Genomic DNA, 12,009 nt, shown 5'->3' on the forward strand with positions numbered 1-12,009 from the left:
GCGACACCGACGGTTCGCCGACCTAAGGATGATCACGATGAGGATCCGTACCACTGCCGCCGCCGCTCTGGCCGTTCTGGCGCTGACCGCCACCGCCACCGCGTGCGGCAAGGAGGGCTCGCCCTCCTCCTCCAAGACCCCCGGAGGCGACTCCAGCAGCTCGACCGCCGCCAAACTTCCCACCTACACCGTCAAGACCGGTGTGGACCTGGCCGGCTCCAAGACCTGGGACCGGATCAAGAAGGACGGCAAGCTCGTCATCGGCGTCAAGGCCGACCAGCCGAACCTGGGCTACCAGGACCTCGGCACCAAGAAGTACTCCGGCTTCGACATCGAGATCGCCAAGATGATCGCCGCCGACCTCGGCTTCGACGAGAGCAAGATCGAGTTCAAGACGATCCAGTCGGCCAACCGCGAGACCGCCATCTCCGGCGGCCAGGTCGACTACTACGTCGGCACCTACACCATCAACGACGAGCGCAAGAAGTCCGTCTCCTTCGCCGGCCCGTACTTCGTCGCGGGCCAGGACCTCCTGGTCAAGAAGGGCAGCGCCATCAAGAGCACGGACGACCTCAAGGGCAAGAAGGTCTGCTCGGCGACCGGCTCCACCTCCATCCAGCGCATCAAGGACGGCGGCTACGGCGCCGAGCCGGTCGAGTACGACTCGTACTCGCTGTGCGTGCAGAACCTCCTCTCCGGCCAGGTGGACGCGGTGACCACCGACGACGCCATCCTCAAGGGCTACGCCGCCCAGGACCCGGCCAACCTCGAGGTCGTCGGCAAGCCGTTCTCCGAGGAGAACTACGGCGTCGGCCTGCTCAAGGACGACACCGTCCTGCAGAAGGCCATCACCAACGCCCTGAAGAACCACGAGGACAACGGCGACTGGAAGAAGGCCTACGACGCCACGCTCGGCAAGTCCGGCGTGACCGCCGAGATCCCGCAGCTCGAGTCCTGAAACCGGCGGGACCCGGCCTGACCCGGGTCCCGTCCCCCCCCTCCCCGGCACAGCCCGAGCCTGGTGCGCCGGCGGCCAGGAGCGGCCGTCGGCGCACCCCTTTCGGAGAATCGATGAACGTACTGCTGGACAACTTCGCGCTCTTCCGCGAGGGGTTCCTCGGCACGGTGGAGCTGACCGCGCTCAGTGGGGCGATCGCCCTGGTGCTCGGGGTGATCATGGCCGCGTTCCGGGTGTCCCCGGTGCCGCCGCTGCGCGCCTTCGGCACGGCGTGGGTGACCCTGCTGCGCAACACCCCGCTGACCCTGCTCTTCTTCATCGCGGTGCTGGTGCTGCCCAAGCTGGGACTGAACACCTGGACCTTCTTCCGGCTCGCCGTGCTCGCCCTGAGTTGCTACACCTCGGCCTTCATCTGCGAGGCCGTGCGCTCGGGCATCAACACCGTCCCGCTCGGGCAGGCCGAGGCCGCCCGAAGCCTGGGGATGACCTTCACCCAGACCCTGCGGCTGATCATCCTGCCGCAGGCCACCCGGACCGTGCTGCCGCCCATCGGCAGCCTCCTGATCGCGCTCACCAAGAACTCCGCGATCGCCGGTGGCTTCAGCGTCACCGAGCTGTTCAGCGTGCAGAAGGAGCTCGGCGAGGTGGGCTACAGCGTCTTCGCGACCTTCATCTGGGTGGCACTCGCCTACCTCGTCCTCACCCTCTCCATCAGTGCGGTCTTCCGACTGCTCGAGAACCGGCTGGCGGTGGCCCGATGAGCGCGAACGTCCTCTTCGACGCCCCCGGCCCCCGGGCCAGGGTCCGCAACCGGGTCGTCGGCGCGGTCGCCTCCCTGGCGATCCTCGCGCTGCTGTACTTCGTCTACCGGCGGCTCGACGACTCGGGGCAGTTCGCCTCGTACCTCTGGGAGCCCTTCCAGTACACCGACATCCAGCAGCGCCTCGTCGACGGCCTGCTCGCCACCCTGAAGGCCTTCGCGCTGGCCGCGGTCTTCTCGCTGGTACTGGGCGCGGCGCTGGCCGCGGGCCGCCTGTCGGACCACGCCCCGGTGCGGTGGGTGGCGACCGTCGTCGTGGAGTTCTTCCGCGCGATGCCGCTGCTGATCATGATCTTCGCGCTGTACGTGGGCGTCTTCACCTCGGCCCCGCTGTGGGCGCTGGTGATCGGCCTGACCCTGTACAACGGCTCGGTGCAGGCCGAGATCTTCCGGGCCGGCATCAACGCCGTGCCGAAGGGCCAGCGCGAGGCCGCCTACGCGGTCGGACTGCGCAAGACGCAGGTCATGGTCTTCGTACTGATCCCGCAGGCGACCCGGGCGATGCTGCCCTCGATCATCAGCCAGCTGGTGGTCACCCTGAAGGACACCTCGCTCGGCTTCATCATCACGTACGAGGAGCTGCTCTACCTCGGCAACCTCATCGCCAAGAACAGCGCGGGCTTCCCCTTCATCCCGATGATCATCATCGTGGCGCCGATCTACATCCTGATGTGCCTGGCGCTCAGCACGCTGGCCAACTGGATCGAGCGGCGCGGCCGGCGCAGCCCCAAGGGCGCGCCGCCGAAGGCCGGCGACATCAAGGCGGTGGAGGCCGCGGCGGAGTGACGGTGCGCCAGGCGCACCACCGCGCGACAGGTGTGGTCACTTGACGCACGCACGCCCAGTGGGTTGCATACGCAATGTGACTGCACAACTTCCCGGGACCGCGCCGTGGACCCGGTGATCATCGCGGGGGCGGGTCCGGTCGGGCTCGCCCTCGCGCTCTGCCTGGCCCGGCACGACGTGCCGAGCATCGTCCTCGACGAGCACGACCACCCGCCCGCCCTCTCCACGGAACGCACGGCCGTGCTGAGCCCGGAGACCGCCGGGCTGCTGGTCCGGCTCGGCCACCACCGGCTCTACGAGTCCGGCGCGACCTGGGACGCGTGGCGGACGCTGCGCCGTCGGCAGGAGACCGTCCGCGTGGAGTTCGGCGACCGGGCATCCGGCGGCCAGGGCCCCTCCCCTGTGCACATCGGGCAGGAGCGCCTGGAGCACGGGCTGCGCGGGGCGCTCGCCGAGCAGGCACTGGCACGGATCGTGCCGGGCACCCGCGTCGAGGCGGTCGAGCAGGACGACCACGGAGTCAGCGTCCGCACCAAGGGCGCCAAGGCCACCTGGTGGCGCGGCAGTTACCTGATCGGCTGCGACGGGCCGCGCTCCACCGTGCGCAAACTGCTGGGTGTCCGCTTCCCCGGCCGCACGGCCGTCGACCGGCACGCCGTCGCAGCCCTGCGCGTCGCGCTGCCCGACGAGGACGTGGCGCTGCTGCACCGGGAACCGCCCGGCCCGGGCGCCGGGCCGGAGGTGACGGCCCGTCCGCTGCCGGACGGGGTCTGGCGGCTGGACTGGCTGCTGCCCGCGCGCGGCGAGCCGCTCACCTCCGACGAACTCGTCTCGCGCATCCGCGGCACGCTGACGGCCTGGTGCGGGAACGTCCCGTCGTACGAACTGCTGGGCTCCGCCGAGTACCCGGTACACCAGCGACTGGCCCGGCGCTGGCGCGCGGGACGGGTCTTCCTGGCCGGAGACGCGGCGCACCTCATGGGCGCCCTGGGCGCGCAGGGCCTGGAAGAGGGGCTGCGCGACGCCGACAACCTCGCCTGGAAGCTCTCCCTGGCCTGGCACCACGGGGCCTCGGACACCCTGCTCGACAGCTACCAGGCCGAACGGCGGGGCGCGGTCGGCGCCCGGCTGCGGGCCACCGACCAGGTGCTGCCGCTGCTGCGGGCCAGCGGTGTCTGGCACACGGTGCGACGCTCCGTGCTGTCCGGCTCCGCCCGCCGGTACGCCGAACTGCTCACCGACGGCCATCTGGGCCGGGGCCCGCTCGGGGCGCCGCCGGTCTACGCCCGCTCGCCGCTCGCCCTGCCCGCGCCCCGCGGGGCGGGCGCCGCCGCCGCGGCCTCCTCGGCGGCCGCGCCCTCGCCGCTGCTGGGCTCCTGCGCCACTCCCCCGGGCGGGGCGGTCGTCGACGTCCCGGTCACGGCGCTCGACGGCTCCGGTGCCCGGCTGTACGAACGCCTCGGACGGGACCTGCTGGTCGTCCTCGTCGCACCGGGCACCGGCGTGTGGGAGAGCCGGCACTGGCTCACCGCGGGACTGATGCCCCGGCTGGCCAAGGCGGTGGCGGCCCTGCCGACCCGGGCGGAACTGCTGGTCACGGAGGCGTATCCGGGATCGACGGCGCACAGCGTGCTGCTGATCCGTCCGGACGGCCATCTGGTGACGGTGATGACCGGCTGCCGCCCGACCGAGCTCTACGCCTACGCCGATCTCGCACGCGGCGGCCCGCCGAGCCCGGTCCAGGACCGCGTGCCGCACTGACGGACGGCCTCGGGCTTCGCCGGTCCGGGCCCGGTGCCTCAGGGGACTCCGGCCCGGGCTCGGGCTCGGCCCGACGGTGGCGCCGCGCTGCGCGACCCGACGGTGGCGCCGCGTTGCGCGACCGGCCGGTGCACGCCGTCGCCCCGTGCGGGAAGCGGCCGGGCCCGGGGCCCGGCCGCTCAGCGGGCGAACTCCGTGGCGCGGGACTCGCGGACGACCGTGATGCGGATCTGGCCGGGGTAGGTCAGCTCCTCCTCTACCTGCTTGGCGACGTCGCGGGCGATGACCTGCGCCTGGATGTCGTCCACGTCCTCCGGACGCACCATCACCCGGATCTCGCGTCCGGCCTGCATGGCGAAGACCTTGGCGACGCCCGCGTGCGCGGCGGCGATCTGCTCCAGCCGCTTCAGACGGCGCACATAGCTCTCCAGTGACTCGCGCCGTGCGCCGGGGCGGCCGCCGGAGATGCCGTCGGCGGCCTGGGTCAGCACCGCCTCCACGGTCCGGGGGTCGACCTCGTTGTGATGGGCCTCGATGGCGTGGACGACGTCCTCCGCCTCGCCGTGACGCCGCGCCAGGTCCGCGCCGATGAGGGCGTGGCTGCCCTCGACCTCGTGGGTGAGGGCCTTGCCGATGTCGTGCAGCAGCGTGCCCCGCTTCACCACGGCCGGCTCGATGCCGAGCTCGGCGGCCATCATGCCCGCGATATGCGCGGACTCCAGGAGGTGGCCGAGCACGTTCTGGCCGTAGGAGGTGCGGTAACGCAGCCTCCCGAGCAGGGTCACCAGTTCGGGGTGCATGTCGGTGATGCCCATCTCGGTGAGCGCGTCCTCGCCGTGGCGCACGCAGAGTTGCTCCACCTCGGACTGCTTGCGCTCGTAGACCTCCTCGATACGGTGCGGATGGATGCGGCCGTCGGTGACGAGCGCGTCGAGGGCGAGGCGGGCCACCTCGCGGCGCACCGGGTCGAAGCAGGACAGCAGCACCGCCTCGGGGGTGTCGTCGATGATGAGGTTGACCCCGGTGATGGCCTCGAAGGCGCGGATGTTGCGGCCCTCGCGGCCGATGATCCGCCCCTTCATCTCGTCGCCGGGGAGCTGCAGCACGGACACCACGGACTCGGCGGTCTGCTCGGTCGCCACTCGCTGGATGGCACCGGCCACGATCCTGCGGGCCCGTTCCTCGCCCCGGTCACGGGCGGCCCGCTCGATGTCGCGGACGATCACCGCGGCCTCGCGCTTGGCCTGCTGTTCGACGGAGCGCACGAGATCGGCCCGGGCCTCCGCGGCGGTATAGGTGGCGGCCCGCTCCAGAACGGCGCGCCGCTCGTCCTCCAGCCGGTTGGCCTCGGCGCGGCGACGCTCCAGCTCCTCGCGCTCCTCCGCCAGTTCCCGCCGGCGCCGGTGGAGTTGCTCGGACTCGGCGTCGATGCGGGCCTCCCGGTCCGCGAGCCGCTGCTCACGCCGCTCCAAGTCGGCCCGGACCTCCCGGGCTTCCTCCTTGGCGGCGGCCCGGATCTCCCGGGCCTCATGCTCGGCCGCCGCCCTGAGCTGTTCCCGTTCCGCACGCAACCGGTGGAGCAGCAGGCCCGCGGTGACCGCGACGGCCACAGTGACGGCAACGGCCACGACCGTGAGCACGGATCCGGTCCCCAGCGCGATGCCCATGGCACCAACTCCCGTATCTCTGAGGACGCGTTCCCTCACCCGTTGTGAGGCTAAGTCGACTCAGAGGCACGGTCAAGGAACCTCAACGGAGGTTCAGTCGGGCAGATACCGCTCCAGCGACTCCGGGTCCTCGCCCTCCTCCTCCAGGGCACGGCGGACCACCCGCAGGGAGAGCCCCTCCGCGTATCCCTTGCGGGCGAGCATCCCGGCGAGCCGGCGGATCCGCTTCTCCTTCTCCAGGCCGCGGGTGGCCCGGAGCTTGCGGTCGACGAGGGCGCGGGCGGTCGCCTCCTCCTGCTCCGCGTCGAGCTGCCCCACGGCATGGCCGATCGCCTCGGCGTCCACGCCCCGGGTGCGCAGTTCCTGGGCGAGGGCGCGCCGGGCCAGGCCGCGGCCGTGGTGCCGGGACTCCACCCAGGCATGGGCGAACGCCTGGTCGTCGATGAGCCCGACGTCCTCGAACCGCTCCAGCACCTGCTCCGCCGCCGCCTCCGGGATCTCCCGGCGGCGCATGGCGTCGGCGAGCTGCTTGCGGGTACGAGGGGTCCCGGTGAGCAGGCGCAGGCAGAGTGCCCGCGCCTGCTCCACGGGGTCGACTGGGCGTTCCTGCTCTGCCCTGGCCCCCTCCTGCCCGAGGGCGGGCAAGGAGGGAGGGAAAGAGCCGCCGCGATCCTTGTGCCCGGATGCCACCGTCAGGCCTTGGCGGCCGCGGCCTTGGTCGCCTTGGCGGCCTTGGGCGCCGGGACCGTCGCGGCGCCGTCCGCCTTGGCCGGGTCGGCCGCCGCGGCGGAAGCGGCCGCATCGTCGCCGGGCTGCTCGCCCGCGTCGAGCCGGACGCCGATGCCGAGCTTCTCCTTGATCTTCTTCTCGATCTCGTCGGCGAGGTCGGGGTTGTCGCGCAGGAAGTTGCGCGCGTTCTCCTTGCCCTGGCCGAGCTGGTCGCCCTCGTAGGTGTACCAGGCGCCGGACTTGCGGATGAAGCCGTGGTCCACGCCCATGTCGATCAGGCCGCCCTCGCGGCTGATGCCCTGGCCGTAGAGGATGTCGAACTCGGCCTGCTTGAAGGGCGGCGCGACCTTGTTCTTGACGACCTTGACGCGGGTGCGGTTGCCGACCGCCTCCGTGCCGTCCTTGAGGGTCTCGATGCGGCGGATGTCCAGTCGCACGGAGGCGTAGAACTTCAGCGCGCGGCCACCGGTGGTGGTCTCCGGCGAGCCGAACATCACGCCGACCTTCTCGCGGAGCTGGTTGATGAAGATCGCGGTGGTCTTGGACTGGCTGAGCGCACCGGTGATCTTGCGCAGCGCCTGGCTCATCAGACGGGCCTGCAGACCCACGTGCGAGTCGCCCATCTCACCCTCGATCTCGGCCCGCGGCACGAGCGCCGCCACGGAGTCGATCACGATGAGATCCAGCGCGCCGGAGCGGATCAGCATGTCGGTGATCTCGAGGGCCTGCTCGCCGTTGTCCGGCTGGGACAGCAGCAGGGAGTCGACGTCCACGCCGAGGCGCTTGGCGTACTCGGGGTCGAGGGCGTGCTCGGCGTCCACGAAGGCCACCTTGCCGCCGGCCCGCTGGGCGTTCGCCACCGCGTGCAGGGTCAGGGTCGTCTTGCCGGAGGACTCCGGGCCGTACACCTCCACCACGCGGCCGCGCGGGAGACCGCCGACGCCCAGGGCGACGTCCAGGGCGGTGGACCCCGTCGAGATGACCTCGATGGGCTCGTTCGGCCGCTCGCCGAGGCGCATGACGGCACCCTTGCCGAACTGCCGTTCAATCTGTGCGAGCGCGGCGTCGAGCGCCTTCTCGCGGTCGGTTCCTGCCATGGGTTCCACCCTGGGTGTCTGAGTCGATCGCTTCACGTCCATGACGCTACTGCCTGCCACTGACAATGCGTCCCGACGCCGCCCCCGGCCTGTGGACAACCCCGCGGAAGTCCGTGAGAACCCTTGCGGGATCCGGCCCGGAACACCCATGAGAATGGATGTTCGATTTCCGTGTCAAGCGACACGCGAACCTCAGCCGCCCCCGCCGTCCGGCCCGTCGTGTCCGTCCCGTCCGCCCCCGGATCCCCCGTCCGGCCCGCCCTCCGGCGGGCTCCCCCGGCCTGGCCTGCGCGGCGGCCACCGGAACAGCGGCCGCCGCTGCGGTCCGTGCGCCCGCGGGTCCGTGACGGCGTACCGCTTCACGTACGCCCCGAGGAAGCCCTGCAACGTCGCCGTCGCCGGGATCGCCACCAGCGCGCCCACCGCCCCGAGCAGCGCGGTGCCGGCGACCACCGATCCGAAGGCCACGGCGGGATGGATGTCCACGGTGCGCGCGGTGATCCGCGGCTGCAGCACATAGTTCTCGAACTGCTGGTAGACCACGACGAAGCCCAGCACCCACACCGCGTCCCACGGATCCTGGGTGAACGCGACCAGCATCGGCAGCGCCCCCGCCAGGTACGTGCCGACCGTCGGCACGAACTGCGAGACCACACCGACCCAGATCGCGAGCGCGGGCGCGTACGGCACTCCGATGGCCACGAGCAGCACGTAGTGGGCCACACCGGAGATCAGCGCCATCACCGCCCGCGAGTACAGGTAGCCACCGGTCTTGGCCACCGCGATCTCCCAGGCCCGCAGCACCTCCGCCTGCCGGGCGGGCGGCAGCACCGAGCACACCGCGCGGCGCATCCGGGGCCCGTCGGCGGCGAAGTAGAAGGTGAACAGGCTGATCGTCAGCACCTGGAAGACGCCGCCGAGAACCGTCGCCGACAGGCCCCACACATTGCCCGCCTGCCGCTGCACGTAGTCGCGCAGCCAGTCGGAGTGCAGCACGTTCTCCTGCAGCTTGCCCACGGACAGGTCGGTGCCGAAGGTGTGGTTGACCCACAGGACCACGTCGTCGACGTACTCCGGCAGATTGCGGCCGATCGAGGTGATCTGGTCCACCAGCAGGGAACCGAGCAGCACCACGAAGATCCCGCCGGCCGCGAACACGGCCAGGAACACCAGGCCGGTCGCCCAGCCCCTGCGCATGCCGCGGGCCGCCATCCAGTCCACCGCGGGCTCGATCGCCAGGGCGCCGAAGAAGGCCAGCAGGATGTTCACCAGCAAGCCGATGACCTGGTGGAACGCCCAGTTCGCCAGTTGGAAGGCGGCCAGCAGCGCGAACGCCAGCAGCATCGCCCTGGGCAACCAGCGCGGCATCGCGGAACCCCCCGTACCCTCCCCGGTCCCCGGACCCCGCCCCGGATCCCGGGGTTCCCCCGGCGAACCCGGTGAACCCGGCGACCCGGACCCCGCGGCCCCCTCGGCTATCGTCTCGTCGCTTCCCGCCACGTTCCCGGCCCCGCCCGTCTTCAGCGGCTCGCGGCCGGTACGTCCACGGCCGCGCACACCGCCCGCCACACGTCCTTGGTCTCCCAGCCCTCGTCCAGTGCCTGGTGCACGGTCCGGCCGCCGAGCTCGGACATCACATGGTCGCGCGCGAAGGAGTCGGCGTACGTCTCGCCGAAGTGCGCGCGCATCCGTTCCCAGAACACCGTCAGCTTCATGTGCCCAGTATCCCGCGCCGCCACCCGAACGAACGGGCGTCGCACACGGGCACCCCGGACGCGCGGCGGCGGGCCCGATCGGGGGGTGGGTACACTGGGTGAAGCGAAGGGGAGTAGTCCCGCAATACCGGCTGGTCGACACACTGGACGTCCGTGGACGTCCCGGCCATCGGGCCGCCGCACTCGGTGCGGGGGCGGACGAGACCTTCGGCCAAGGCAAGACGTGGTCCGCACCACCCGTGCGGGCCGCTCCGTCGTGCCGGGCCGATGGCGCTTCCCGTCGCCCCCTGGGTGCCGTCGAGGTCCGTGGTCCGGCCCCAGCAGAAAGCACCCGGAATGACCTTCGACCCCCTGGCGCTCGTCACCGCCTTCGGGCTGATCTTCCTCGCCGAACTCCCGGACAAGACGATGTTCGCCTCGCTGGCGATGGGCACGCGGATGCGCCCGCTGTACGTCTGGTTCGGCACCTCGACCGCCTTCATCGTGCATGTGGCCATCGCGGTGGGCGCCGGCAGTCTGCTCGGCCTGCTGCCGACCACGGCGGTGAAGCTGGTCTCCGCCGCGCTGTTCGCCGTCGGCGCCGTGATGCTGCTGCGGAGCGGGGGCGACGACGACCACGACGAGGCCGGCAAGACCGTGACCGGCTTCTGGCCGGTGTACTCCACCGCGTTCACGGCCGTGTTCATCGGCGAGTGGGGCGACCTCACGCAGATCACCACCGCCAACCTCGCCGCCACCAACGGCTGGCTGCCGACGGCGATCGGCTCGGCCGCGGCCCTGATGTCGGTCTCGGCCCTGGCCCTGGTGGTGGGCCGCTTCATCGCCAAGAGGGTCCCGCTGAAGACCGTGCAGCGGGTCGGCGGCGTCTGCATGGCGGGGCTGGCCGTCTGGACCCTGGTCGAGGCCCTCACGGCGTGACGGGCCCGGGCCCCTGGCGCCCGGACCCTTGGCGCCCGGCCCCCGGCGGCCCCGGGAACGCACCTCGGGACGGACCTCGGGGCCCGTCTTCTTCCGCCCTTCCTCCGCTTTTCCCGAACGCGGCCATGAGGCGCTCCGATGACCGGGGAAGTTTGCCGGGCGTACATTCGGTGTATGCGACTGCCAGCGCAGGAGGAGATCCCGCTCCGCGCCCCGGCCCCAGGCCCCGGCAGGGACCCGGAGCCGCGATGAAGGACAGCCTCACGCACCGCCTGCGGCGGCTGCCCGCGCGGCGTGCGGTCGCGCCGGGCTCGAGGCCCGGTCCCTCCTGGGTGATGCAGGTGACGCAGGGGCACGGGCCGCTGGCGCTGGCACTCTTCATGATCGGGTCCATCGTCGTCACCGGGTTCATCCTGCCGCCCACCGAGCACCTGGCCTCCCTGATGGTGGTGGTCCCCGCCACCACGGCCGTGCTGGCGGGGCCGGGGACGACCACCCTGAGCGCTGCCCTGTCCTGCGCCGCCGCCTTTGTGCTGGACGTCCACGACAACCTGCTGGGGACGTCCATCCCCGCGGTGCACCAGTTGGAGATCCTCCTCGTCTCGGCCTTCGTCATCGCCTCCCGCAGCATCCGCGACCGCAGCGTCAGGGAGCTGATGGAGGTGCGGATCGTGTCCGACACCATCCAGCGCGTCCTGCTGCGCCCGCTGCCCCCGCGCATCGGGCCGCTGCACGTCCGGGCGGTGTACCACGCCTCCCATCCGTACGCCCTGATCGGCGGAGACCTCTACGCCGTGGCGAGGAGCCCGGCGGGGGTGCGCTTCCTCATCGGGGACGTCAAGGGCAAGGGGCTGCCGGCGGTCGAGGACGCGGAGGCGCTGCTGGGGGCGTTCCGGGGAGCGGCCCGGAAGTTCGGCTCCCTTCCGGAGCTCGTGGCCGATCTGGAGCACGCGGTGCGCGGTCACTTCGAGGAGACGGGCCGGACCGACGCCGACGCCGTGGAGCGGTTCATCACCGCGCTGGTCCTGGAGGTGCCGGACGACTGCGCCGAGATCCACATGGTCAGTTGCGGGCATCCCCCGCCCTACATGGCACAGCGGTCCGACACCTCGCTGCTGTCCCCGGCCACGCCCTCGCCCCCGCTCGGACTGGGCAGCCTGAACGCCGAGGACTACGTCGTCGACACCTTCCCCTTCTGCCGCAGGGCCACGCTCCTGCTCTACACCGACGGCGCCATCGAGGCCCGCAACGACGCCGGCCAGTTCTACGACCTGGGCGCGCACGTCGCCACCTGGCCCGGCTCCCGCCCGGAGGAGCTGCTCCAGCACGTGCTCGACGGGCTCTCCCTCCACGTCGGCGGCGGCGGCATGAAGCTCGACGACGACATCGCCATGATCGCCGTGCAGTACGGGGGCGAGCTCCCCGCACCCTCCCCCGCCCCGTCCGACGAGCGGCTCCTCGCCACCTGACCGCCGCCGCGGGCCGGCCCGTCCCCCGGCGGAAAACGCCAGGGTGCGGGGGTTGGTGGGGTGGGAGAGGGTGAGGTGGGAGGTGCGTG

10 protein-coding genes and 1 pseudogene are annotated in these 12,009 nt (G+C 71.8%); 6 read left to right on the forward strand and 5 right to left on the reverse strand.

What is annotated here, in order from left to right:
- Positions 1-37 precede the first annotated feature (37 nt).
- From AB0F62_RS23705 to AB0F62_RS23720, 4 genes are all read left to right on the forward strand, one after another.
- The gene (locus AB0F62_RS23705; RefSeq protein WP_361802420.1) at positions 38-958 is read left to right on the forward strand and encodes a glutamate ABC transporter substrate-binding protein; all 921 of its coding nucleotides are present in this window, start codon (positions 38-40) and stop codon (positions 956-958) included.
- A gap of 113 nt (positions 959-1,071) precedes the next feature.
- Positions 1,072-1,719 (forward strand): amino acid ABC transporter permease, encoded by a 648-nt coding sequence (locus tag AB0F62_RS23710; RefSeq protein WP_361802423.1) that lies wholly within the window; start codon positions 1,072-1,074, stop codon positions 1,717-1,719.
- Positions 1,716-2,564, forward strand: a complete 849-nt coding sequence (locus tag AB0F62_RS23715; protein WP_361802426.1) for an amino acid ABC transporter permease — start codon at positions 1,716-1,718, stop codon at positions 2,562-2,564. Before AB0F62_RS23710 ends, AB0F62_RS23715 begins: the two co-directional genes overlap by 4 nt.
- Positions 2,565-2,669: 105 nt before the next feature.
- Positions 2,670-4,325, forward strand: coding sequence for an FAD-dependent monooxygenase (locus AB0F62_RS23720; protein ID WP_361802429.1), 1,656 nt, complete (start codon positions 2,670-2,672; stop codon positions 4,323-4,325).
- A 179-nt stretch (positions 4,326-4,504) separates the two neighbouring features.
- Here the strand turns inward: AB0F62_RS23720 and rny are convergent, their stop codons facing one another.
- From rny to AB0F62_RS23745, 5 genes and pseudogenes are all read right to left on the reverse strand, one after another.
- Positions 4,505-5,992 carry a ribonuclease Y gene (gene rny / locus AB0F62_RS23725; RefSeq protein ID WP_361802432.1) on the reverse strand — a complete coding sequence of 496 codons (1,488 nt, stop codon included), beginning with the start codon at positions 5,990-5,992 and terminating at the stop codon, positions 4,505-4,507.
- Positions 5,993-6,085: 93 nt separating this feature from the next.
- A pseudogene (gene recX / locus AB0F62_RS23730) lies at positions 6,086-6,754 on the reverse strand (recombination regulator RecX); the annotation flags it as partial.
- The gene (recA, locus tag AB0F62_RS23735) at positions 6,685-7,818 is read right to left on the reverse strand and encodes a recombinase RecA (RefSeq protein ID WP_361802435.1); all 1,134 of its coding nucleotides are present in this window, start codon (positions 7,816-7,818) and stop codon (positions 6,685-6,687) included. The pseudogene recX and the gene recA, both read right to left, overlap by 70 nt.
- Positions 7,819-8,010: 192 nt before the next feature.
- Entirely contained in the window at positions 8,011-9,186 is a 1,176-nt protein-coding gene (locus AB0F62_RS23740; RefSeq protein WP_361802438.1) for an AI-2E family transporter, read from the reverse strand.
- 152 nt (positions 9,187-9,338) lie between these two features.
- Positions 9,339-9,533: a DUF3046 domain-containing protein gene (locus AB0F62_RS23745; protein WP_361802441.1), complete on the reverse strand. Its 195-nt coding sequence runs from the start codon at positions 9,531-9,533 to the stop codon at positions 9,339-9,341.
- A 336-nt stretch (positions 9,534-9,869) separates the two neighbouring features.
- On the opposite strand from AB0F62_RS23745, the gene AB0F62_RS23750 reads away from it, so the two are divergent.
- Positions 9,870-10,451, forward strand: a complete 582-nt coding sequence (locus AB0F62_RS23750) for a TMEM165/GDT1 family protein (protein WP_361802444.1) — start codon at positions 9,870-9,872, stop codon at positions 10,449-10,451.
- A 248-nt stretch (positions 10,452-10,699) separates the two neighbouring features.
- Positions 10,700-11,920, forward strand: a complete 1,221-nt coding sequence (locus AB0F62_RS23755; RefSeq protein WP_361802447.1) for a PP2C family protein-serine/threonine phosphatase — start codon at positions 10,700-10,702, stop codon at positions 11,918-11,920.
- Positions 11,921-12,009: the final 89 nt, after the last annotated feature.

The sequence above is a fragment of the Streptomyces sp. NPDC026673 genome, assembly GCF_040638135.1.
Taxonomy (GTDB): Bacteria; Actinomycetota; Actinomycetes; order Streptomycetales; family Streptomycetaceae; genus Actinacidiphila.

What these genes read in the sequence shown, in the direction of transcription:
- recA (WP_361802435.1), bottom strand. Translation starts at nt 7,818, where the DNA reads ATGGCAGGAACCGACCGCGAGAAGGCGCTCGACGCCGCGCTCGCACAG.
- AB0F62_RS23740 (WP_361802438.1), bottom strand. Translation starts at nt 9,186, where the DNA reads ATGCCGCGCTGGTTGCCCAGGGCGATGCTGCTGGCGTTCGCGCTGCTG.
- AB0F62_RS23715 (WP_361802426.1), top strand. Translation starts at nt 1,716, where the DNA reads ATGAGCGCGAACGTCCTCTTCGACGCCCCCGGCCCCCGGGCCAGGGTC.
- AB0F62_RS23745 (WP_361802441.1), bottom strand. Translation starts at nt 9,533, where the DNA reads ATGAAGCTGACGGTGTTCTGGGAACGGATGCGCGCGCACTTCGGCGAG.
- AB0F62_RS23710 (WP_361802423.1), top strand. Translation starts at nt 1,072, where the DNA reads ATGAACGTACTGCTGGACAACTTCGCGCTCTTCCGCGAGGGGTTCCTC.
- AB0F62_RS23750 (WP_361802444.1), top strand. Translation starts at nt 9,870, where the DNA reads ATGACCTTCGACCCCCTGGCGCTCGTCACCGCCTTCGGGCTGATCTTC.
- rny (WP_361802432.1), bottom strand. Translation starts at nt 5,992, where the DNA reads ATGGGCATCGCGCTGGGGACCGGATCCGTGCTCACGGTCGTGGCCGTT.
- AB0F62_RS23705 (WP_361802420.1), top strand. Translation starts at nt 38, where the DNA reads ATGAGGATCCGTACCACTGCCGCCGCCGCTCTGGCCGTTCTGGCGCTG.
- AB0F62_RS23755 (WP_361802447.1), top strand. Translation starts at nt 10,700, where the DNA reads ATGAAGGACAGCCTCACGCACCGCCTGCGGCGGCTGCCCGCGCGGCGT.